The 23207-nt window shown below is 47.4% G+C and carries 22 protein-coding genes and 1 tRNA gene; 11 read left to right on the top strand and 12 right to left on the bottom strand.

The window, feature by feature from the left end; all coding sequences use genetic code 11:
• Nucleotides 1–74: 74 nt before the first annotated feature.
• Nucleotides 75–148 (bottom strand) — tRNA-Pro (locus ACOIT5_RS13230).
• 257 nt (nucleotides 149–405) lie between these two features.
• Between ACOIT5_RS13230 and trxB the strand changes: the two genes are divergently transcribed.
• On the top strand, nucleotides 406–1362 hold the full coding sequence (gene trxB / locus ACOIT5_RS13225) for a thioredoxin-disulfide reductase (RefSeq protein ID WP_423130618.1): 957 nt from the start codon (nucleotides 406–408) through the stop codon (nucleotides 1360–1362).
• A 70-nt stretch (nucleotides 1363–1432) separates the two neighbouring features.
• Here the strand turns inward: trxB and ACOIT5_RS13220 are convergent, their stop codons facing one another.
• Nucleotides 1433–2632, bottom strand: coding sequence for an aminotransferase class I/II-fold pyridoxal phosphate-dependent enzyme (locus tag ACOIT5_RS13220; RefSeq protein WP_423126628.1), 1200 nt, complete (start codon nucleotides 2630–2632; stop codon nucleotides 1433–1435).
• A 196-nt stretch (nucleotides 2633–2828) separates the two neighbouring features.
• Between ACOIT5_RS13220 and ACOIT5_RS13215 the strand changes: the two genes are divergently transcribed.
• The 5 genes from ACOIT5_RS13215 to recN are packed head-to-tail and all read left to right on the top strand — an operon-like array spanning nucleotide 2829 to nucleotide 7844.
• A complete protein-coding gene (locus ACOIT5_RS13215; protein WP_423126627.1) occupies nucleotides 2829–3644 on the top strand; it encodes an outer membrane protein assembly factor BamD in 816 nt (271 codons plus the stop codon).
• Nucleotides 3645–3651: 7 nt separating this feature from the next.
• The gene (locus ACOIT5_RS13210) at nucleotides 3652–3990 is read left to right on the top strand and encodes a DNA-directed RNA polymerase subunit omega (RefSeq protein ID WP_423126626.1); all 339 of its coding nucleotides are present in this window, start codon (nucleotides 3652–3654) and stop codon (nucleotides 3988–3990) included.
• 9 nt (nucleotides 3991–3999) lie between these two features.
• Nucleotides 4000–5208 carry a bifunctional phosphopantothenoylcysteine decarboxylase/phosphopantothenate--cysteine ligase CoaBC gene (gene coaBC, locus ACOIT5_RS13205; protein ID WP_423126625.1) on the top strand — a complete coding sequence of 403 codons (1209 nt, stop codon included), beginning with the start codon at nucleotides 4000–4002 and terminating at the stop codon, nucleotides 5206–5208.
• Between the two features lie 47 nt (nucleotides 5209–5255).
• Nucleotides 5256–6179, top strand: a complete 924-nt coding sequence (locus tag ACOIT5_RS13200) for a DUF4835 family protein (RefSeq protein ID WP_423126624.1) — start codon at nucleotides 5256–5258, stop codon at nucleotides 6177–6179.
• A gap of 12 nt (nucleotides 6180–6191) precedes the next feature.
• Nucleotides 6192–7844 carry a DNA repair protein RecN gene (gene recN / locus ACOIT5_RS13195; RefSeq protein WP_423126623.1) on the top strand — a complete coding sequence of 551 codons (1653 nt, stop codon included), beginning with the start codon at nucleotides 6192–6194 and terminating at the stop codon, nucleotides 7842–7844.
• A 13-nt stretch (nucleotides 7845–7857) separates the two neighbouring features.
• On the opposite strand, the gene ACOIT5_RS13190 is transcribed toward recN, so the two are convergent.
• A complete protein-coding gene (locus tag ACOIT5_RS13190; RefSeq protein ID WP_423126622.1) occupies nucleotides 7858–9141 on the bottom strand; it encodes a M28 family metallopeptidase in 1284 nt (427 codons plus the stop codon).
• Between the two features lie 132 nt (nucleotides 9142–9273).
• Nucleotides 9274–9672, bottom strand: coding sequence for an HU family DNA-binding protein (locus ACOIT5_RS13185; RefSeq protein WP_423126621.1), 399 nt, complete (start codon nucleotides 9670–9672; stop codon nucleotides 9274–9276).
• A 316-nt stretch (nucleotides 9673–9988) separates the two neighbouring features.
• Here ACOIT5_RS13185 and ACOIT5_RS13180 point away from each other — a divergent pair, with 316 nt between their 5' ends.
• Nucleotides 9989–11215, top strand: a complete 1227-nt coding sequence (locus ACOIT5_RS13180) for a hypothetical protein (protein WP_423126620.1) — start codon at nucleotides 9989–9991, stop codon at nucleotides 11213–11215.
• A gap of 64 nt (nucleotides 11216–11279) precedes the next feature.
• On the opposite strand, the gene ACOIT5_RS13175 is transcribed toward ACOIT5_RS13180, so the two are convergent.
• Nucleotides 11280–12440, bottom strand: a complete 1161-nt coding sequence (locus tag ACOIT5_RS13175; RefSeq protein WP_423126619.1) for an iron-containing alcohol dehydrogenase — start codon at nucleotides 12438–12440, stop codon at nucleotides 11280–11282.
• Between the two features lie 105 nt (nucleotides 12441–12545).
• Between ACOIT5_RS13175 and ACOIT5_RS13170 the strand changes: the two genes are divergently transcribed.
• From ACOIT5_RS13170 to ACOIT5_RS13160, 3 genes are all read left to right on the top strand, one after another.
• On the top strand, nucleotides 12546–13142 hold the full coding sequence (locus ACOIT5_RS13170; RefSeq protein ID WP_423126618.1) for a hypothetical protein: 597 nt from the start codon (nucleotides 12546–12548) through the stop codon (nucleotides 13140–13142).
• A 120-nt stretch (nucleotides 13143–13262) separates the two neighbouring features.
• Complete coding sequence (locus ACOIT5_RS13165; RefSeq protein ID WP_423126617.1) at nucleotides 13263–13970, top strand: head GIN domain-containing protein; 708 nt, start codon at nucleotides 13263–13265, stop codon at nucleotides 13968–13970.
• 212 nt (nucleotides 13971–14182) lie between these two features.
• Complete coding sequence (locus ACOIT5_RS13160) at nucleotides 14183–15028, top strand: tetratricopeptide repeat protein (RefSeq protein ID WP_423126616.1); 846 nt, start codon at nucleotides 14183–14185, stop codon at nucleotides 15026–15028.
• A gap of 93 nt (nucleotides 15029–15121) precedes the next feature.
• Here the strand turns inward: ACOIT5_RS13160 and ACOIT5_RS13155 are convergent, their stop codons facing one another.
• The 7 genes from ACOIT5_RS13155 to surE all read right to left on the bottom strand — a co-directional run bounded on the left by ACOIT5_RS13155 (nucleotide 15122) and on the right by surE (nucleotide 22539).
• The gene (locus ACOIT5_RS13155) at nucleotides 15122–15736 is read right to left on the bottom strand and encodes a fumarylacetoacetate hydrolase family protein (RefSeq protein WP_423126615.1); all 615 of its coding nucleotides are present in this window, start codon (nucleotides 15734–15736) and stop codon (nucleotides 15122–15124) included.
• Nucleotides 15737–15801: 65 nt separating this feature from the next.
• On the bottom strand, nucleotides 15802–16605 hold the full coding sequence (locus ACOIT5_RS13150) for an exonuclease domain-containing protein (protein ID WP_423126614.1): 804 nt from the start codon (nucleotides 16603–16605) through the stop codon (nucleotides 15802–15804).
• 8 nt (nucleotides 16606–16613) lie between these two features.
• On the bottom strand, nucleotides 16614–17744 hold the full coding sequence (gene dnaN, locus ACOIT5_RS13145; protein ID WP_423126613.1) for a DNA polymerase III subunit beta: 1131 nt from the start codon (nucleotides 17742–17744) through the stop codon (nucleotides 16614–16616).
• A gap of 137 nt (nucleotides 17745–17881) precedes the next feature.
• Nucleotides 17882–20290, bottom strand: coding sequence for a gliding motility-associated ABC transporter substrate-binding protein GldG (gldG, locus tag ACOIT5_RS13140; RefSeq protein WP_423126612.1), 2409 nt, complete (start codon nucleotides 20288–20290; stop codon nucleotides 17882–17884).
• Nucleotides 20291–20331: 41 nt separating this feature from the next.
• On the bottom strand, nucleotides 20332–21462 hold the full coding sequence (gene lpxB, locus ACOIT5_RS13135; RefSeq protein WP_423126611.1) for a lipid-A-disaccharide synthase: 1131 nt from the start codon (nucleotides 21460–21462) through the stop codon (nucleotides 20332–20334).
• A gap of 12 nt (nucleotides 21463–21474) precedes the next feature.
• Complete coding sequence (locus tag ACOIT5_RS13130) at nucleotides 21475–21777, bottom strand: hypothetical protein (RefSeq protein WP_423126610.1); 303 nt, start codon at nucleotides 21775–21777, stop codon at nucleotides 21475–21477.
• On the bottom strand, nucleotides 21778–22539 hold the full coding sequence (gene surE / locus ACOIT5_RS13125; RefSeq protein WP_423126609.1) for a 5'/3'-nucleotidase SurE: 762 nt from the start codon (nucleotides 22537–22539) through the stop codon (nucleotides 21778–21780).
• Nucleotides 22540–22755: 216 nt separating this feature from the next.
• Here surE and ACOIT5_RS13120 point away from each other — a divergent pair, with 216 nt between their 5' ends.
• Nucleotides 22756–23139, top strand: a complete 384-nt coding sequence (locus ACOIT5_RS13120) for a VOC family protein (RefSeq protein WP_423126608.1) — start codon at nucleotides 22756–22758, stop codon at nucleotides 23137–23139.
• Nucleotides 23140–23207: the final 68 nt, after the last annotated feature.

Raw genomic sequence — 23207 nt, 5'->3', positions numbered from 1 at the left:
ACCCGACAAAATCAAAAAAAGCCTGTAAATCACACGACTTACAGGCTTTAGATGCTCCTTGATTTCTCAATATGTCGGGATGACAAGATTTGAACTTGCGACCCCTCGCCCCCCAGACGAGTGCGCTACCAGGCTGCGCTACATCCCGTTGCTATTGCGTGTGCAAAAGTATATAAACAACACTATACTTCAAAATTATTTCTAAAAATTGATCGGTTTTTATTTTTAACTTACCTTCATTCCCTTGACGGGCATACCGATAGTTAAACTCTATCCGATCTTAATTATTATCGATGAAGCGATTGTTGGATATCTTCGTATGATCCGTAATTTTGTGAAAGAAAAAAACTAAAAACTCAAGTCATGTTTAAATCATTAGATCTTAATAAAAACGAAGAAAAAAATATGGATGATTCAGGGAATGCTGAACGGGTAAAATGTTTGATCGTTGGTTCAGGTCCTGCCGGATATACGGCCGCTATTTATGCCGCCCGGGCAAATTTAAACCCCGTGATGTATGAAGGCCTTCAACCGGGAGGCCAGTTAACCACAACAACTGAAGTTGAGAACTACCCGGGTTATCCCGAAGGTGTTACCGGCCCGGTGATGATGGAAGATTTTAAAAAACAAGCTCAGCGCTTTGGTACGGATGTTCGCTTTGGATTTGCCACGAAGGTGGATTTCTCAGGCGAAATCCATAAAGTATGGATTGATGATAAAAAATTGATTGAAGCCGAGACGGTTATCCTGGCTACCGGTGCAACAGCCAAATACCTGGGAATCGAAGACGAACAAAAATATGCCGGCGGCGGCGTGTCGGCCTGCGCTACCTGCGACGGATTTTTCTACCGGGGCAAGGATGTTGCCGTTGTTGGCGGCGGCGACACGGCAGCCGAAGAAGCCATGTACCTGGCCGGACTGGCCCGGAAAGTTTACCTGATTGTCCGCCGGGACGAATTGCGCGCGTCAAAAGTAATGGCCGACCGGGTGATGAGAACGCCTAATGTTGAAATCCTCTGGAAACATCAAACCAAAGGCTTGTTTGGAAACGGCGTGGTTGAAGGAGCCGTGTTATGGAAAAACAAAGGCGAAGCCGGTGAAGAGGAAGTAAAAATCAAGATTGACGGCTTCTTCCTGGCCATCGGGCATAAACCGAACTCTGATTTTGTTGCCGATTTCCTTGAACGGGATGAAGTAGGTTACATTAAAACAACTCCCGGCACCTCAAAAACAAATATTCCCGGCGTGTTTGCCTGCGGCGATGTCCAGGACCCGATCTATCGTCAGGCTGTTACAGCCGCCGGATCGGGTTGTATGGCCGCCATTGATGCCGAGCGCTATCTGTCGGAAAAGCATTCATAACCAACCATCACCCATAAGAAAAGCCACCCGTACCGGATGGCTTTCTTTATTTAGTCAATTTGGGATCATCTTAAATGGCGCCCATCTGTCGGATTTCTGTTCCGCTGTATTCGCCGTTTTCAAGTTTTTCACGGACAGCTTTGAATGCCTGGATCGTGTAAGTGACATCTTCCAGCGTGTGCGTTGCTGTCGGGATCAGGCGAAGAATAATTTCACCCTTCGGGATAACCGGGTAAACAACCACCGAGCAGAATACATTAAAGTTTTCACGCAGATCAACAACGACGTTTGTTGCCTCAACCACGCCACCTTTCATATATACCGGGGTCACCGGCGAATTGGTGCGGCCAAGGTCAAAACCGGCTTCTTTTAATCCGCTTTGAAGGGCATCAACAATGGTCCAAAGTTTTTCGCGCAAGCCGGCTTCTGTTCTTAAAAGCTCAAGCCGTTTCAACGAACCGATTACCATTGGCATCGGCAGCGATTTCGCAAAAGTCTGCGAGCGCATATTGTAGCGCAGGTAGAAACAAATGTCGGTATCGCAGGCAACAAACGCGCCGATTCCGGCCATCGATTTTGCGAAGGTGCAGAACAGCACATCCACTTCATCCTGCACACCGAAATGCTCGGGTGTTCCGGCGCCGGTAGGCCCCATGGTGCCAAAACCATGAGCATCGTCGACCAGAAGGCGGAATTTGAAGTCTTTTTTCAAGGCAACAATTTCATCCAGTTTACCCAGGTCGCCCGACATGCCGAATACGCCCTCGGTGATCACCAGGATACCGCCGCCCTGCTTTTCAGCCAGCTTGGTCGCGCGTTCGAGTTGTTTTCTAAGGCTTTCCATGTCGTTATGGGCATATACAAAACGTTTACCCATGTGCAAACGAACACCGTCGAGAATACAGGCATGCGCCTCACTGTCGTACACCACCACATCGTTCCGTCCGCAAAGCGAATCGATGATCGAAACCATTCCCTGGTAACCAAAATTCAACAGGAAGGCGTCGGGTTTCTGAACAAAAGCCGCCAGTTCGCGTTCCAGTTGTTCGTGATAGTCAGTCTGGCCCGACATCATACGGGCCCCCATCGGGTAAGCAAGCCCCCAATCAGCAGCAGCTTTTGCATCAGCCTCGCGCACCGCCGGGTGATTGGCCAGACCGATGTAATTATTTAAACTCCAGGTAAGAACCGGCTTACCTCTGAATTTCATGTGGGCGCCGATTTCGCCTTCCAGCTTCGGGAAAGCAAAATAGCCGTGCGCCTGCTTCATATACTGACCGATATTTCCTTTATTGGATCGAAATTTTTCAAAAATATCCACGTCTTTTTACTTTAAGATTAAACTGTGCAAATGTAATTTATTTTAGGAAGTCTGCAAATTTGTTAAATTATATTAAACCAGTTAGTAAAACCACTTTTCTTATTTATTTTGTCCTGAGATTTTAATAAAAATGTATCTTTGCGCCATGATAAGAAAAATATCTAAAATTGGAATCTTTTCGCTGCTGGTTTGGCTGTTTTCAACTGCCTGCAGTGATTTCAATAAAATAACCAAAAGTACCGACTACGAATTCAAATACAAAAAAGCCATTGAGTATTATGAAGCGGGTGAGTTTGTACGCTCGTCGACCTTATTGAAGGAATTGGTTAATATTTACCGTGGAACCAGCCGCGCCGATAAAATCTATTATTATCAGGCAAAAAGTTACTACGGAATGAAAGATTACATGATGGCAGGGCATTGGTTCCGGACCCTGATTCGGGAATTTCCGAAAAGCGAATTTGTGGAAGAAGCCCAGTTTATGAACGGCTATTGTTATTATCTAGATTCACCTAAAGCGCGTTTGGACCAGCAGATCAGCCAGAAAGCAATCGATGCCTTACAGTTATACATCAACCTATACCCCTTAAACAACCGGGTTGAGGAAGCAAACCGCTTAATCATCGAACTGCGCGACAAGCTGGTTTTTAAATCATATTTAACCGGGAAACTCTATTACGATCTTGAAAATTACAAGGCAGCGGTAATTGCCTTAACCAATTCGTTGAAAGATTTTCCGGATACCAAATACCGGGAAGAACTCAGTTTTATGCTCCTCCGCGCCAAGTATTACCTGGCCATCAGGAGTATTGAAGACCTGAAAGAACAACGTTTGAGCGAAGCGTTGGACGAATATTTTACCTTTGTTGACGAATACCCGGAGAGCAGTCACCGGAAAGATGCCGACAAATTTTATGAAACAACAGCCAAGTTGCTGCATTACAACGAAGATTATAATTAATTGATATATGGATTTTAAAAAGATCAAAGCAGAAGGTACCACCGTCCCCAGAGACCTGTCCGACATGGAAGAGCAAACCGGAAATATTTACGAAACGGTAATGATCCTGGCCAAACGTTCAAATCAGATTGCTTCGGAAATGAAGGAAGAACTGAGCCAAAAGCTACAGGAATTTGCTTCTTACTCGGATAATCTGGAAGAAGTGTTTGAAAACCGTGAGCAGATCGAAATTTCGAAATATTACGAACGGTTGCCAAAACCAACCCTGATCGCTTACGAGGAATTCAACAAAAAACAGATTTATCATCGTAATCCTGCCAAAGAAAACCGCAAAGGATTAGTATAATGGGCCTTTATGAGGCTTAACGGAAAACATATCATTTTGGGTGTGACCGGAAGTATAGCTGCCTACAAGGCAGCTTATCTTTTAAGGTTACTGGTGAAAGAGGGCGCCGAAGTTCAGGTGGTCATGACACCGGCTGCCAAAGAATTTATCACGCCTGTCACCATGAGCGCCTTGTCCAACCGGCCGGTTGCCTCCGAATTTTTCGCAGCCAACGACGGGACCTGGCATTCGCATGTGGATATGGGCCAATGGGCCGACCTGGTATTGATTGCCCCGGCCACTGCCGCTACACTGGGCAAAATGGCGACCGGCATCGCCGATAACCTACTGGTAACCACCTACCTGTCGGCCAAGTCGCAGGTGATGATTGCCCCCGCGATGGACCTGGACATGTTTCGTCACCCGGCTAATCTGAAAAACCTGGAAACGCTCCGTTCGTTCGGCAACATCATCCTTGAGCCCGGCGAAGGAGAACTGGCCAGCGGCCTGCACGGCAAAGGCCGGATGCAGGAACCGGAACAAATCGTTGAAGAAGTCGTCCGTTTCTTCAACTCAAAAAAAAAACTTCTGAATAAACATTTCCTGGTCACCGCCGGCCCAACCTACGAAAAAATAGACCCGGTGCGTTTTATCGGCAACTATTCGTCCGGAAAGATGGGTTTTGCCCTGGCCGAAGAACTGGCCAGCCAGGGAGCCAAAGTCAGCCTGATCAGCGGACCTGTGTCGGTCAAAACCCTTCATCCGAATATTTCGCGGGTAGATGTGGAGTCGGCCCTTGAGATGAAAGAAGCCTGCCTCCGGGTATTTCCCGGGGTTGACGGAGCCATTATGTGCGCCGCCGTTGCCGATTACCGCCCGAAACAACAGGCCGGTCAGAAAATAAAACGAACGGAGGCCGAAATGACAATCGAACTGGAAGCCACCGACGACATTGCCGCCACGCTCGGGAAACTGAAAACCCAAAAGCAACTGCTAATTGGCTTTGCCCTTGAAACACAGGATGAACAAGCCAACGCCACGAGTAAACTGACGAGAAAGAACCTCGACTTCATTGTTCTTAATTCGTTACAAGACCAGGGGGCTGGTTTTGGCGTGGATACCAATAAAATAACCATCCTGTCGAAAAACAATAAAGCTCAGGTTTTTGAGTTAAAAATGAAAGCGGAAGTCGCCCGCGATATCGTCTGCAAAATTGCAGAAGAACTGGAGAATCGTTAAGACTTCCGAATAATTCATTATTTTTACTTCACCGGCAGCACCATCCTATGAAGAAGTTAAGTTGCATATTAATTGTTGTTCTGAGCCTTGCATCAGGCCTGTTGGCGCAAGAACTTCGCTGCAATGTCAGCATCTCGGCCACAAAACTGCAGGGCGCCAACCGAAATATTTTTCGAACCATGCAGGCCGACCTGTACGAATTTATGAACAACCGGAAATGGACCGACCATGTATACACCATGGACGAACGAATTGAATGCAACATCTTCATTCAATTGGACGAACAAATCTCCTCCGACGAATTTAAAGGGAGCATGACCGTTCAGGTCAGAAGACCGGTCTTTAATTCTTCGTACGAATCCACTTTATTAAACATCAAGGACAAAGATTTTCAGGCCCGTTACGCCCAATACCAGACGATGGAGTTTAACGAAACATCGAACCGCGACAACCTGACAAACTTGATGGCATTTTACGCCTACATCATCCTGGGTATGGATTATGACTCCTTTTCGCCCGATGGCGGAACCGAATATTTCCAGAAAGCCCAGCAAATTGTCAACAATTCGCAAAACGCCCGCGAACCGGGCTGGAAAGCCTTCGAGAGCGAACGCAACCGGTACTGGCTGGTCGAAAACCTGCTGAACCGCTCGTATGCCCCTTTCCGCCAGTGTACCTACCGCTACCACCGCCTGGGGCTCGACCTGATGAGCGAACGTGTGGAAGAAGGTCGGATGGAAATGGCCGAGTCACTAAAATTAGTTCAACGGGTATTTCGCACCCGTCCTTCCCTGTATATCCTGCAAGTGTTTTTCGACGCGAAATCGGATGAAATGGTCAATGTTTTTTCAGGCTCCTACCCCGACGAGAAAAACCGCGTGTTATCTATTTTAAATGAGGTTGATCCGTCAAACGGGTCTAAATATGAAAAAATCAGGAAGGACAACACTTTTAATTTAGAAAATCAATAAACCGAATTCAACGTGCTGCAATCGTTAAATATCTCCAATTACGCGCTGATTGACGAGCTGAACATTACCTTCGAGCCGGGCTTTAACATTATTACCGGTGAAACCGGCGCCGGGAAATCCATCATCCTGGGCGCTCTTGGACTGATCCTCGGTCAACGGGCCGATTTATCGGTTTTACAGGATAAAGACCGCAAATGCACCGTTGAAGGTACATTCTGCATCAAAGATTACCAGCTCGAAGCTTTTTTCAAACAGGAAGAACTGGATTACGACCACCTGACCATTCTTCGCCGCGAAATCACGCCCTCGGGCAAATCACGGGCATTTATCAACGATACCCCGGTCAACTTAAAAGTATTGCAGGACCTGGCCCTCCAGCTAATCGACATTCACTCGCAGCATCAAAACCTGGAGCTTGGAAACCGCTCTTTCCAACTGAAACTGGTTGACCTGGTAGCCGCCAACGGGCCAATGCTGGCTGATTACAGCCGGCAGTACCAGGCGTTGCAAAAACAGGCAAACCTGCTGGCCAGCCTGAAGGAAAATGCAGAAAAAGCCAAAGCCGACATGGATTATTACGAGTTTCAGCTCAAACAGCTCGACGAAGCCCGTTTAAAGGAAAATGAACAGGAAGAACTGGAAGCGGAACAAGGCACCCTGGAACACGCCGAAGAAATTAAACTCACCTTTGGCCAACTCGCCGCAGAACTCGAAGGCGACGACGCCGGGATGTTGACCCGTTTAAAAGAACAGATCCATCAGGTTAGCAAACTGGCCAGCCTGCTGCCCGAGGCCAAACAAATGAAAGAACGGCTGGAATCGTGTTACATCGAACTGAAAGACCTGGCCGACGAAAGCGCCACGGTGTCCGAACGCACGGCCCACGACCCCGATCGCATCCAGCTGATTGCCGAACGCCTCGACCTGATTTATTCCCTTCAGCAAAAATTCAGGCTCGGAACCGTTGCCGAATTGCTTGAACTAAAGCAGGAACTGGATGAAAAGATCAGGCAAATTGCCTCATATGACGAAGAAATTGAGAACGCCTCGCAGGCATTCGGACTGCTTTTACAGCAGGTGAACGAACTGGCCCTGCAGCTCAGCGAACGGCGCCGTTCGGTAAACGGCCAGGTAACCGGAACGGTAACCGGCGTACTGCAAAAACTGGGCATGCCTCATGCCAGCTTCGGGCTTCAGTTTGAGGAGTTGGACGAAGCCGGGCCAAACGGACGGGACGAGGTACGTTTCCTCTTCTCGGCCAATAAAAGTTCGCTGCCGCAGGAAATCTCGAAAATTGCGTCGGGTGGCGAAATATCGCGCGTTATGCTCGCCCTGAAAACCCTCATCACCGACAGCAAATCGTTGCCCACCATCGTTTTTGACGAGATCGACACGGGCATATCAGGCGAAGTGGCCGTGAAAATGGGAACGATCCTGAAGGACATGGCCGCGACCATGCAAATCATCAACATTACCCACCTGCCGCAGATTGCCGGCAAAGGCCAGCATCATTTCAAGGTGTATAAATACGAAAAAGAGAACCGCACCTACACCTCCATCCGCCGCTTAACCGACGGTGAGCGCGTTGACGAATTGGCACAGATGCTTGGCGGCGAAAATGCCTCGGAAACCGCCCGTGAAACCGCCCGCGAGCTGCTGAATTAGCTCAGGACGGGCACTAAATCGAATCGAAGAAGGAAGTCATCAGTCGGAAATAGCCCTCGAAGCCGGCCAGCGACAGGCCTTCCAAACGATCGTCAATATCGTGGTACGCCTTGCTCCCGCCGAGTGTATAAATAAAAAATGCGGGCACGCCTTTCTGGTAAAACGGACAATGGTCGCTGTTGCACGACTCGCCGCGGATTTCAACGGCCGGGAGTAGTTTTTGCTCATCGTTGATGGAGCACAGCCGGTCGAATTCTTTTTGAAAAACCGTGCCGTTTACCACCTTAATCCCCTCGTCGCCGGTCCCCGCCTGGTCAAAGTTCACCAGGAACTTTATCTTCGCCAGGTCAATCAACGGATTTTCAACAAAAGCTTTTGCCCCCAGGATGCCCATTTCCTCGGCAGCAAGACAAATAAATACCATATTGTATTTTGGTTTGTTTACCGCATAGTGTTTGGCCATATTGAGCAGCATAGCCACCCCGCTGGCATTGTCGTTGGCCCCCGGAAAAAAGACCTTCTTGCCCATCATCCCCAGGTGGTCGTAATGCGCCAACGCCACAATACACGAATCGGCAGGCGAAGTTCCGCGAATAAAGCCCGCCACATTGGAGGTCTTATAATCATCGATCAGCCGCGCGTCGGCCACAATTTCAACCCGGCTTACCCGGCTTAAATCGAGTTCTTTTTTCACGGTGATTACCGGGATCAGACTTTGTGAAGTGGATGCCCTCCAGGTGAGTTTCTCGTCGCTTAATACCAAAATGCCCTTCATCACCTCGGGTGAACTCAGCTTTAACTGGCGTATATTTTCATCGATCTTTTTACTCAATTCAGGATCTTCATCCTTTTTATGGCGGCTGTCGATTAAAAGAAAGGCGCCCCGGGCTCCGGCAGCTACCGTCCTCATTTGGTCTTCGTTCACAATTTCGGCCCGCGTAGTTTTAACAACCGGATAACTTCCCTTCACCGAAGGGCTCGACGGGTCGAGCAGGAACTCCCGGGCAATTTGCAGTTCAACACCGTCTATTTTCACCGACACCCGGTTGGGCAGGGTGTTGGCCGACAGGCTGAACTCCTGAAAATACGAAGTCGCCGAAAGCGGCAACAAACCATGTTCGCGGTATTGTCCGGCGATGTACTGCGCGCTTAGCCGGTCGCCGTTTCCAACATAACCCCTTCCTTTAAATTGCGGAGACGACAGCTTTTCAATCACGTTTCTTGCATAATTGAGATCCTGGGTCTGAGCAAACAAACTTGCCAGGATGAAAAACAGAGCCATACTCAATTTGATCATATCTTTTCTTTTTCGGTTTTATCAGTCCTCGTTATTTGTGAGGTCTAAAAATAAGGATGTTCTTCGGTTTTCCGATATCACGAACAGGAATCAGGCAGGCAAATAACATTTTTTTCTTCGTCCGGCGCCGTCTTAATACGGGCTTTTTTTCGACTTCTCGTAATCCGGATTTCTAACCGCCTGTTTCAGTCGCGTACCGGCCCTGAAACTGATATCGGCCGATTTAATCAGGCGAAAGCCGTCGGTGCGCGGCTCGTCCGATGGTTTACTCTTCAGGTTGAGGCTGAACGTCCCCAACCTGTCTAATTCAACCGTGTGGTTGTCGAGCAATAATTCAGGAATCAGGTCGATCAGCTCCACCAGCGTGGCAACAATGTCGCCCCGGCTCAGCGACGATCGTTTTACAATTGTATCGGCCAGTTCATCGAGCGTCACTTTCTGCCGTTCGCAGGCCCTGGCGTAATATTTGTACTGCCCGCCGCCTTTTACTCCCGGCGTGGCCTGCTTAATCAATCGGTACTTAACAGTCATGGCATCATAATATTTAGGATAAAGAATACAATATTGTTGTAAATTTAACACCTATTATTCAATATTTTAATACGTATGAAAACAAATTTTTACAGCTGTTAAAATACAATTTAACACCTATTAAATCATCAATGAGACCTGTGCAAAGATTTCGGATTACCTTAAACAGAACCCATAAAATAACCAGTTGATTAAGAATAATTACGTAAAGTTTTGTAATTTAGGCTACGCAAAGAAGCTGGCCGACATACGCTTCTCCGAAGATAACATGAGATCGCAGTTCACAAAAAAAAACTAACTATCAAACCGTTAAACCATGAAACAGATTCTGAAATCACTGCCTGTTTTATTCCTCATTCTCATCGCATTCTCCTGTGAAAATGATCAGGATAAAACCTTTTCTTTTGACAAACTACAGGGATACATCCAAAAGGGACCGTTTAACAACGGGACATCGATCACCATTTTTGAATTAACCGGTGAACTGGCGCCGACCGGCAAAAGTTTTTCGTCGCAAATACTCGACAATAAAGGCACATTTGAAATTAATAATATCGAATTGGTTTCTCAGTATGTTGAGCTAAAAGCCGACGGATTTTATTTTAATGAAGTAAGAAACGATAATTCGGAAGCACAGCTCACCTTGTATGCGCTATCCGATTTGAATGTAAAAAGCAGTTTAAATGTCAACGTGTTATCACACCTGGAGAAAGCCCGCGTAAATTACCTGATCGCGAACGGGAGCGACTTTTCCGCCGCCAAGAAACAAGCCCAGGGCGAAATCCTGGCCATTTTCGGAATCGGCAAAGACGACATCGTGGAATCGGAGCTGTTAGACATTACGAAGCCCGGAGACGACAATGCAATCCTGCTGGCCATCTCCGTCATTTTGCAGGGCTATCTGCCGGTTTCAAATTTGTCTGAATTACTGGCCAACATCAGCACCGACATCCGGGAAGACGGGGTATTGAACAGCCAGTCGGCCGGAACCATCCTCTTAATGAATGCAAACGCCATTAAACCGGACGAAATCCGCCGGAACCTCGAAAACAGGTATCAGGCATTGGGATTGGACATTACAGTGCCTGATTTTGAAAAATACGTCAATCAATTTATCGCGAATACGGAGTTCGAATTCGAAGGATTATTCAATTACCCGGCAAACGGTAAACATGGGTTAAATCTATTGGATAAAACCCGTAGGGAATATCCGGCCGGAACGCATTCGATGAAAGCCATTCTTCGCGAAGGCGCCAGTTTGAAAGTGAAAATAAGCGGCCGGAACTGGTTCCTCCAAACCGGCCAGGTAAATACCGGCTGGGAGTACACCGACTGGAATGATTCGGACAGCTCGCGGGTTTTTACCTCAACCCGGACCGGAGAGCTTGATCTCGCGATCGCCTTGGAACACTACCAGGAAAGCTCCCGGTCTAACGCTTCGGTCATTGAGGTGTTTGAAAACGGCGCCAGTCAACCAAGCTGGGTGAAAGAAGTTGCAGCAACCAAAACCACGGTAACAGAAAAAAGGCTGCCTGAAAAGTAAACGCTTTCAACACCCGGTTGATTCGTCATAACTTTTCAGACAGCCACCGGAGTGCCGGTTGGTCTTACAAGCGGTTTTCCAAAATCAGTTTAATTTCGGCAGGGCCGATATCTCCCTTCTCCCCGATCCGGAAACCGCGCCTGGCAAAACGGGCCGAAATTTTCTCAATGGTTTCAACAGAAACTCCGTATTCCGGAAGCCGGGTTTGAATGCCTACCGATTCGAAAAACGCCACTGTTTTCTGAATGGTCCGGTCGATGCGTTCGTCGACGGTTCCGGCAATAATGCCCCAGACCCGTTCGCCGTACTGAAGTATTTTTGCTTCTTTTTCTTTCCGGCGGATATGCAGTATCCCCGGAAATACGATGGCCAGGGTTTGGGCATGGTCGATGCCGTGGTAGGCCGTCAACTCGTGACCGATCATATGCGTGGCCCAATCCTGCGGTACGCCAACGGCAATCAGTCCGTTGAGGGCCATCGTGGCGCTCCACATGAAGTTGGCTGCCGCTTCATAATCGTTCCGGTCGGCCAGTACTTTCGGGCCTTCTTCGATTAAGGTGATCAGGATGCTTTCTGAGAAGCGATCCTGGATCGGCGAATTTACCGGGAAGGTCAGGTATTGTTCCATCACGTGGATGAAGGCGTCGACCACGCCGTTGGCTACCTGTTTGGCAGGCAGCGAGAAGATCACCTCCGGATCGAGCGCCGAGAACTGCGGCATCACGGCAGCCGAGCCAAAACTCAGCTTCTCCTGTGTTTCGATTTTCGATACCACCGCGTTTCCATTCATCTCCGAGCCGGTAGCGGGTAAGGTAAGCACCGCGCCAATGGGCAGCGCTCTGGTTACCGGGCAGCTATCGCTTTTGGCCAGGATATCCCAGGGGTCGTCTCCTTCGAACAACACGGCTGCCGCGATAAATTTGGTTCCGTCCAGCACCGATCCGCCGCCTACCGACAGCAGATAATCTACTTTTTCTTCTTTGCAAACAGCCACGGCTTTCATCAGGGTTTCAAACTTCGGATTAGGCTCAATACCTCCGAATTCAACCATGTTAGAGCCTTTAGTCGCAGCCTTTACCTGATCGTAAACGCCGTTTTTAAAGATGCTCCCGCCGCCGTATGTCAGCATAATCTTCGCATTGGCAGGTAGTTCATGCCCAATTTGGGCAATTTGTCCTTTTCCGAACAAAATTTTTACAGGATTCCGGAATGTGAAATTGTACATATGGTCTTTTTATGGATTCGTCAACGCAGTGCTCGTACAAAATTACAAAATGAAAACCAACCGCTGTGTTAATAAATTTAAAGGTTTAATTTTGCCAGAAAGACAATGGACATGGAATTTCCCGACAAAGAGAGTTTACGCCGCCGGTTTGAAAACTATACCAACGATCAGTTGCTCGACATCCTGAAACATCCGAAAGATTACCAGGAAGCGGCCATTGAAGCAGCTACCGAACTGGCCCTGGAACGAGGCCTGATCAACAGCCGGTATGACCTGGCAGGGCCTGAATTTCGTCCGGCAGAAGCATCCGGAACAAAATTGTTCCCGGTTTTAAACACCCCCGAACAAAACCGGAAGCTAAGATCGAGCCTGATCCGGATTTTGGCCCTGGTCACCATCTTCCCTGTAATGTACGCTATCTTAAGTTTTGCCGGGGGAAACACTCAGAACGTTCTCCTGTCCGGAGCTTTCTCCCTGGTTTGGGGAAGCGCTGTTTACCTGACCAGTAGAACAAAAAATCCCGTTCTGACTTACGTCCTGTTTTTCCTGTTTTATGCCGGCGTTGTTTTGGCGCTTTATTCCGACAGTCGTTCCTTCCTTCAATCAAACACCACCGACCTGATCATCCGCCTGCTGGCTTTCCTGCTAATCAACTATGTCATCCTTTACCTCCGGGCTTTATTGCTCCGCCTTAACAACTAAACACCGAAAATTCGGCCTTCAGGCTGTTTACCTGCCAAAACCGGTCATTGGTCGAATATCGGCTTGAAATAAATTCCGGCAAGCGTAGCTTTGTTCTGTCTGCGAAAAGAAGTTTTAACCATGATGCGAAAAATTCGTTTGAGCTTAGTCCTGTTAACGGCTACCGTTTTTTTTACCGCCTGCTACACCGGCGCTAAAAACCGGGAAGAACAAACCGTTAAAATCATTGAGACCGGCGACTTCAATAAACTCAGGCTCGAAGGCAGCTTCAGGGTTGTCCTGGAGCAATCGGACAAAGCAGGCTTACGCATCAAAACGTACGATGAAACACTTGAAAACATCACCGTTTCGGAAGATGGCCATCCGGGAGAACTAAAAATAAGCCGCGAACGGTTCGACATGAACCGGGTTACGCTTTACGTCAGCTTTACCCGGCTCGAAGAAATCCGCTCAATCGGCGGTTTACGGCTGGAGACTAAAGGTTATCTCGATTTAGCCGATTTCCGGGTTCATGCCGAAGGCGGCGCCGTACTGAAAATGGAGCTAAAAGCCGATCAGCTCACCATTACCGGCGAAGGAGGCGTTTGCCTGAACCTGAAAGGTGTTGCGAAAACGATGGAAGTCCGGATCTCGGGCGCCGGTTTTGTCAACACCGGCGAACTACGCGCCGAATACGTAAACATGAAAGTGGAAGGGATGACCTTAGCTTCGGTCCACGCGACAGATTCCCTAACGGCATCGATCGAAGGAATGGGAAAAATTAAATACAAAGACGATCCCAAAGTCGATAAAAACATTGAAGGGCTCGGAAAGATTATAAAAGATTAATTGGTTCGTTTTAATTTAGTTTAGTTAGTTTATTCGTCAGAGAGGGGTTGATATTCATCCCCTCTCTTTCTGTTTTGAGAGCAAATTCAACCGGCAATCCGCTCATTTATTTTTAGGATTTTAAATCATTATTACTATTTTTGAAGATCAACCTTGAAATCTGATAAAATTTTATCGAACCGTTTAATAAAACTGAATTAAAAAGAACTATTATGAAGCGTATTTTATTAGTAATTGTATTCTTATCGGGAGCGTATTTAGGGTTCGCGCAGGATGCAGCAGAATTGATTAATAATGCCAACGAGGCATTAAAAGAGAAAGATTATGCAAAAGCCTTTGAGTTGTACGAGAATGCAATGAACAACCTGGGTGATGTGCAAGTTGATGATGCAATTAACTTTAATATCGGGTTTGCGGCTTTACAGGCTGACAAGTTTGATGCTGCCATTAAGTATTTCGACAAGGCCATTGCCGCCGGAGCCAATGTGGCCAGCGCAAACGAATACAAAGGAAATGCTTATGCCAAGCTTGACAAAACGGCAGAAGCTATTGCCTCATACAAAGCCGCTATTGAAGCAGGAGGCGAGGCAGGCAGCCTGAATTACAACTCGGGAATTGTTGCCTACAAAGGCGAACTGTTTGAGCAGGCCGCTGAACTTTTCGGACAGGCTTATGCCGCCGGCTACAATGGCGAGAATGCCATCTTTTACAAAGCAGCTTCGTTGAAAAAATTGGATAAAGACGAAGAATACAAACAAGCTTTGGAAGAAGGCGCAGCAAAGTTCCCGGGAAACAAAAAAATTACATCGGCCCTGGCTAATGTTTATGTATCGGAAGGAAATGCCCTCTACAAAGATGGCGTTGCCATTCTGAACGCCGCCAACGCGAAAGTCAATGCCGGAACCATCACCACGAATGATGATGAATACACGGCTGCCGTTCAGAAATCGAAAGTTGAATTTAAAGCCGCTTTGGGAGTACTGGAAAAAGCAAAAACATTGGATGCATCCAATGCCAACGCCAATAAACTGATTGAAGCCTGCAAAGCGGTGCTTTAACCCGTTGATTCCGTACCAACAAATAAGGGTGTCTTACAGAAAGACACCCTTATTTGTTTTTTAGGGGATTGACGATTATCCTGATCGTCGATATTATTTCACCTCAAAGTCGAACATTTTCCTGCCTTCCAGGAAACCTTCGAGGCGGTCGTCAATGGCAACGGGGCCAACACCTGCCGGTGTTCCGGTATAAATCAGGTCGCCGATCTTCAGAGTAAAGTATTTCGACACCTGGCTGATCAACTCGTCAATCGGGAAAAGCATGTAAGCCGAATCGCCGGTTTGAACCAGTTCTCCATTCTTTTTCAAACTAAATTTGATCGAGCTTAAATCGGGCAACTCTGTTTTTGCAATAAATTCGTTACTAATCATCGCCGAGCGATCAAAGGCTTTGGCTTTCTCCCAGGGCAGTCCTTTGTCTTTGAGCTGATCCTGTAAGTCGCGGGCAGTAAAATCAATCCCTAAGCCAATCTCGTCGTAATAACGGTTCGCAAAGCGGGGTTCGATATTTTTCCCCAGGCGGTTGATCCGCACAATCAGTTCACACTCGTAGTGCACATCCCGGCTGAAATCGGGAATATAAAACGGATCGTTATTCCGCAGCAAAGCCGAGTCGGGCTTCATGAAAATAACCGGTTCCGAAGGGATCTCATTTTGCAGTTCCCGTACATGCTCGCTGTAATTGCGTCCAATGCAAATAATCTTCATACAATCGAGTTATGAGTAGTGAGTGCTTTTGACTTTCTGCTCGCGATCCGCTACCCCGTACTTTTTTATTCCTTCATTCTCAGCTTAATGGCCGTGAGGACCTTTTTGGTGTAGAGCGGAAACTCGCTGGTTATCATCCAGCCAAAATAGCCGGGTTGTTCACGCAAAACCTGTTCTACGGGTATTCCTTTGTTCTTTCCAAAGTTAAACACTTCAACACCCTTGTCGTTGTATACAATACGGCCGACAAAGTCCACGTTTCGGTCATACGATGAAAACTCGCTCAGGGCCACAATGTCATTCTGAATTGGTTTACTGACCTTGCCGTTACTATCCTCAAATTCAGCCTCCCGGTAAAGATCAAGCTGGGCTTTCAGCACATCGTAAGTTGCTTTGGTGTCGGCCATGGCGCCGTGGGCGCCTTCCAGTTCCTGCTGGCAATAGAACTTGTAAGCGGCCGCCAGGGTCCGCTTTTCCATCTTATGAAAAATGGCCTGCACATCAATAAACTTCCGCTTTTTAAAATCGATGTCCACATCGACACGCAGAAACTCTTCGGCCAGTAACGGAATATCAAAACGGTTTGAGTTAAAGCCGGCCAGGTCACAGCCTTCCATAAACCGGGCCAACGATTTGGCCACCTCCTTAAAGGTAGGCGCATCTTTCACATCGTCATCGTAAATCCCGTGAATCTTGCTGGCAGATTCAGGAATCGGCATTTCCGGGTTAATTCGAAACTCACGGCTTTCTTCCGATCCGTCGATATGTATTTTCAGCAAGGCTATTTCAACAATGCGATCGGTGACCACATTAATACCCGTTGTTTCGAGGTCTAAAAAGATCAGCGGGTTTTTTAAATTCAGTTTCATTCGTTCTGTTAAGCATTGATCATCATAGGCATCAGCAACATCAGCACATCTTCTTCATCAAAACTCTTTTCAGCCGGCAACAATAAGCCGGCCCGGGTCGGGTCGGACAGTTCGACACGGACTTCGGACGATGACAGGTTTTGTAAAATTTCGAGCAGGAAGGTTGATTTGAATCCGATTTCGATTTCATCGCCCTCGTACTGACACTTCAGCCGTTCCACCGCGGAGATGGAGAAATCGACATCCTGGGCAGATACCACCAGCTGATTATCATCGATGTGAAATTTGATCAGGTTGCTTGCCTGATTGGCAAATACCGACACGCGTTTAATGGTATTGTAAAATTCAAGACGGTCAACCAATAATTTATTGGGATTATTGGACGGGATAACCGAGTTGTAACTGGGGTAATTCCCTTCCACCAAACGGCAAATCACTTTATAATTACTCAGGGTGAAGAAGGCATTTTTTTCGTCGAACTGCAACTTCACATCAAATTCTTCTTTACTCAGAAGGTTTTTCAGCAGGGCCGCCGGTTTTTTAGGCAGAATAAAGGATGAATCGACTTCGGCTTTGGCATCGCTACGCCGGTAACGAACCAGCTTATGGGCATCAGAGGCAACAAAGGTCAGGTCATTCTGTCCCAGCTCAACCAATACGCCATTCATCACCGGACGAAGTTCATCATCGGCCGTAGCAAACAAGGTGCGTGAAATACCGCTTTGCAGTACATCATGATTCATCTGGATGGTTGAAGCCGATTCCTCGCGCAAAACAGGTAATTGCGGAAAGTCATCGCCGTTTTGCCCGACGATGCTGAACTTCCCGTTCTCCGAATAAATATCAATGCCATAAGTATCTGCATCGATTTTAAATGTCAGCGGTTGCTCCGGAAACTCTTTCAGGGTGTCATTCAACAACTTTGCCGGAACTGCAATATCCCCCTGGCCTTCGGTGTTATCCAGCGTCAGGCTGGTAATCAGCGTTGACTCTAAATCAGAGGCGGTAACCGTTAGCCGGTTATCTTCCAACTGAAATAAATAATTATCCAGGATGGGTAATGTATTTTTCGAACTAATCACCTTACTGATTGCATTCAGATGACTGAGCAATTCGGTACTGGAAACAACAAATTTCATTGATATTCTCTTTTAGTATTCATGTATGTATTCTATCAATCCTGACTGACCGTTCAGACCGGTAATCAGAATAATACGAATATACAAACTTTGGTTTTGTTTAGCGGTGTTTTCTTTTGAGATTTTATACAAAGAAATCAACCGCGGTATTTTCTAATCCGGATGAAGTTAAAGATCAGTCCAAAAACAGCGATCAACACCAAGGGCAAAATCACATTCAGCAACTGCCAGAAAAGTTTTTCTTCGCGTACTTTTACTTTATCCAGCAAGCGGATCTTAAACACGCGCGAACGAAGCGACATGATCCCGGCATCGTCGCACAGGTAATTGACCGCATTCACCAGAAACTCTTTGTTCCCGAAGGTCTGTTGCGAATAATTGTCGTAGCCCAGCGGCCTGGTCTGTATTTTCCCCTCGCGCCGGGACACTTGATTGGCAATCAGGCTGCCGTCGGCCAGCACAATCATCTTTGCCGGTCTCGACTCGGCCAGGGCGCTGATGTCGGGATCAAATTCCTTTGTCATCCGGTTTTGAAAAACGGAAGGAAATACCCCTTCAAGCAAAATACCTACAGGCACCTGCTGCCGGTGAAACAGATCGCGTGCAGGCGGATTGTTGATGCTTTGCAAACTGATTTCTTCCGGAGTTCTCACAATACGGGCATAAATTGACGTATGGAGGATCACGGTCTTTTTCACACCGGCATTTTTTCCAACCGTATCGATGGAACTGACAAACTCCGATTTCAGCCGGTTCAGGTTCCGGCTGATCACATGCGATGAGGCCGGGGTTAGCAAGGGAGAATAGTACCAGGGAGCAGGTGTAAACTTAGGTGGACTACCCGCCGGTGAAGTATCCACGGGAATCATCAGGCATTCCACATCCTGCACCAGGTCGGGATTGACCCGTATCCCGTATTTAAATAGCTGATCCATCAGCTTCAGGTCGCGGGGGAAAGCCAACGTTGTTTCTCCGCGGCTCAGGCTGTCGAGGCTGACCTGCACCGGATCAAAAAGCCACAGGATTCGCCCTCCCCGCATCAGGTACTGGTCGATATAAAATTTGGCCGTCTCCGAAAACGGTTCCGAAGGACCGGCAATAATCAGCGCCCGGGGAATGGTGTCGCCCACAATCAGCTCATGGGCAAACCGGTTGGTAATCTTATAGCTCTCCGCCAGGGTACGTCGAATATCGTAGGTTTCCGCTTCATTCAACTCTCCCTGCCCTGTAAGAAAAGCCACCTCCTGCCGCTTTTGCCCCATTAACAACTGAAGGGCCCGTATCAATTCAAACTCGAGTGTCTCTACCGAATTATTCAGGTTTTCTTCGGCCGGAAGGGCTGGATTATTTTTAAGCAGGTTAACGCCAATTTCTACGTTTTTATACCGGATGGTCGCCCCGGGGAAGATCAGGCGGGTAACCGTCCCTTCGTCGCGGTTCAGGCGCAAATCGGTGGGTTGCAATCCCGATTCAACCAGGTATTCAAACAGTTTATTCCGGTCGTCGGCATTGGTGATTTCGTACGGATCATGGATTTCGCAACGCACCCGATAAGTCGACCAGGCATTGATATCCTGCACCTTTTCGTTGATAGCTTGTTGTAATTTCCGGAAGCCAGGAGGCAATTCTCCTGCCAAAAACAGATCAACCTTCACCGGCGCCTCCAGTTTTTGGATCAGTTCTTTCGAAACAGGCGACAAACTATACCGCTTCTCGGTGGTCAGGTCTACCCTGAAAAAAACACGGGACGACAGAACCGATACAAGCAAAACAGCCACCAGCAGGATCAGAAATTTCCGTAATTGTACATTTCGTTTTTTCTGTTTTTGCTGAAGGAAAAGGCTGGTGAGCATCAAAAAGATAAAGGTAAGTGTAATAAAATAAACCACATCGCGCGAATCGACCACTCCCCTGCTCACTGATAAATAATGCTCGTTCATACCAATTCCTGTGAAAAATGAACTGAACGGCGCCGGAATATTCATGGATGCAATAAAATCGAAGCCGGTATAAAAGAAAAACGACAGAAACAAGGCCGCGATAAAAGCAAAGATCTGGTTTTCGGTGAGCGCCGATGCCAACATGCCCATACCAACATATAAGGCCGCCAAGAAGAACAGGCCGATAAACGACCCCCAGGCAGCGCCACTGTCCCAGTTTCCTGCCGGGTTTCCCAATGAATAAACAGAATAAAAATAGATGAGCGTGGGAAGCAGGCAAACAACCACCAGAAATAAACCTGCCAGGTACTTGGCCCACACCAGTTGAAACAACGATAACGGACGGGTAATCAACACTTCGAGTGTTCCAAGACGTTTTTCTTCGGCAAACAAACGCATGGTCAGCGCCGGTACAAGAAAAAGAAAAATCCAGGGGGCCAGTGAAAAATAACTGTCGAGGGTGGCGTAGCCGTTTTCAAGCAAGTTAAATTCTCCCGGGAAAACCCAGAGGAACAAACCATTGGCAACAAGAAAAACAAAAGCAACCAGGTAACCGGTCAGTGATCCGAAAAAGCTGGTAATCTCTTTACGAAATAAGCTATACATGCCTCAGTTTATTTATATGACCCAACGAAGATAGAAAAAGATTATTTTGATCGCCGGAGCCTTTCGATGATCAGGGCGGCCGCCCTGGCCGATGCCCCCGACCCTCCCAATAACTGACGAAGCTCGTCATAATCCCGCATCATCCGATCGCGGTATACCGGATTACAGATGATCCGCTCCAGTTCATCCCGGATGTTTTCTGCCGAACAATGATGTTGCAACAACTCCTTCACGGCATCGCGCTGCAAGATCAGGTTCACCAGCGACACCCATTTTATTTTCAACACCTTCTGCCCGATTTTGAAAAAAACAGCGCCGCCGGCCATCCGGTAGCAAACCACCTGGGGGCAAGCAATCACCCCTGCCTCCAGCGATACCGTACCGGAAGCCAATACAGCCGCATCGGCCTGTTGGAGGGTATCGTAGGTTTTATCATGCAGCAGGATGGCCTCGTAACCGTTCATCAGTCGGGCATAAACCCAGTCGTCGATGTTTGGCGCTGCCGTTACGATCAGCTGATGTGTTTTAAAGCCCGATGCCGCTTCGAGCATACGGGGCAAAAGAGACCGAATTTCCTGCAGGCGGCTTCCGGGAAGCAGGGCAATCACGGGTTTATCCGAAAGCTTATTCTCCGTGCAGAATTCCGCAAAGGTTTTCCCGGTAAGTTTTGAAGCGATGGCATCGGGCACCGGGTTACCTACATAATTTACCGGGTAATTAAAGCGGCGGTAAAAATCGGTTTCAAACGGAAGAATGGTAAACATCTCATCCACGAACGCCTTGATCTTTTTAATGCGCCGTTCTTTCCATGCCCATATTTTCGGCGAGATATAATAATATACCCGGATGTTGTGTTTTTGAGCAAACTCAGCCATCCGAAGGTTAAAACCCGGATAATCAACCAGCACCAGCACGTCGGGCTTAAAGTCAAGCAAATCGCGCTCACAAAGCTCAAAGTTTTTTTTGATGGCACGCAGGTTTAACAACACCGGAATAAAGCCCATGAAAGCCATTTCGCGATAATGTTTGACCAGTTGCATCCCGGCCTGTTCCATCAGCTCCCCCCCAAATCCGCGGATCCGGGCCCCTGGGTCCTGCTTCATCAGCTCGCGGATCAGGTTGGAGGCATGCAAATCGCCGGATGCTTCACCTGCTATAAAATAATATTTCATACCGCTTTGTTGCTAAAATGCCTTCGTTATTAAAACCGCAAAAGCGTAAACAAAAGTGGCCATTAAAACCCCGCGTGCCGCCATATCCCATTTTCTTCTGAAAAAATAAAGAAACACCAGCAAATTTGGCGTCACACACAGCGACAGCATTTTGATAAGCATATCCAGTTTCCATAAACCGGAAAGATACTCGGTAAATGAAACTTCGTTCCCGTTTACCAAAAACATCAGCATAAAAATGACCAGCGGTAACACCATGCCGGGAATAAAGCCAAAACGAATCTTGTTTATGTTATATTTGATTTTCCTTTCCATTCAGAACCTCCAGTTTTTCATTTGTTGTGATGTCTCGTGACAGGTCATATCGACATTTACGGGAACAATCGACACAAACTGGTTTTCCAGCGCGTGCATGTCGGTTCCCGGCTGATCGGGCTCAAAGTTTTTAAAATAACCGCTCAGCCAATAATAGTTTCGTTGGTGGGGATCAGTTCGTTTTTCCAGCTCTTCGACCCATTTTCCGGCGGTTTGGCGGCAAATTTCAACTCCTTTGACTTCTCCCTTTGGAATATTGACATTCAAACAGGTAAAATGAGGCAAACCATTTTCGGCAACCGATTGAAAAATGCGGGCTACCCACATTTTGGCGCGCGTAAAATCGGCATCCGCATCAAAATCGCACAGGGAAAAACCGATGGAAGCCACGCCGTGCAAACAACCTTCGATGGCGGCGCCCATCGTTCCCGAATACAACACACTGATCGCCGAATTTGTACCGTGATTGATACCCGAAACCACAAAATCAGGATGACGGTCCAACAAATGGTTAAAGCCCATTTTCACACAATCAACCGGGGTGCCGTTGCATTTGAACAGGGTATAGCCTTCTTCCTCCTCCATTTTGGTGGCCCGAAGCGGCCTGTCAACCGTGATTGCGCTCGACATTCCCGACATAGAGACCTCGGGTGCGATCACGACAACATCGCCAAAAAGCCGCATCACATCGGTTAGTTCTTTCAATCCTTTTGCATGAATTCCATCGTCGTTGGTAATCAGAATAAGCGGGCGGTCTTCCATTTTTTATTTGTTTGAATCGAATGACAAATATAATCCAATCGGGCAGAACATCATTTTCTTTCAGCCAGAATTCGAGGGTCAAATTTCCAAAAACAAACACATTCATGCGCCTGTTTTACCGGATAGGGCAACCTGGAGCGCCTGTTTTCGTATCGTATAACATAAATCAAAAACAAGCAGCGATTGTTATTAAATAAAAATCTAAAAACACCTGCCATGAAAAAGCAAAAAGATGCCATCGTCTGGGCTGAAATTCCGGTATTAAATTTTGATCGGGCGAAAGAGTTTTATTCAAAATTGCTGAATTATGAGATGCAGGATCAATCTTACGGAAAATTCCGCATGGGTTTTTTACCGGTCGATCCGAACCTGAAAGGCGTTGGAGGCGCTATTGTTCAGGGCGAAGGATATACACCCAGCAGTTTAGGTTCAAAAGTATACCTGAACGCCGGCGACGACTTAAAAGATGTGCTGGCTCGCGTTGATATCGCCGGGGGACGGGTTATTCAGGCTAAAACCCTGATCACAGGAGAAATCGGCTATTATGCCGTTTTTGAAGATACGGAGGGCAACCATGTCTGTCTGTATTCAAGAAAATAGAAAGAAACAGAGCCGGGCAACCCGGCTTCTTTCTTTTTAACGGCAGAATAACTAAATTGTGCACCGTC

It is taken from the genome of Gaoshiqia hydrogeniformans, from assembly GCF_049347105.1.
In the GTDB taxonomy this organism is placed as follows: Bacteria; Bacteroidota; Bacteroidia; order Bacteroidales; family Prolixibacteraceae; genus Gaoshiqia; species Gaoshiqia hydrogeniformans.
This window is presented reverse-complemented; position numbering and strand designations above follow the sequence as displayed.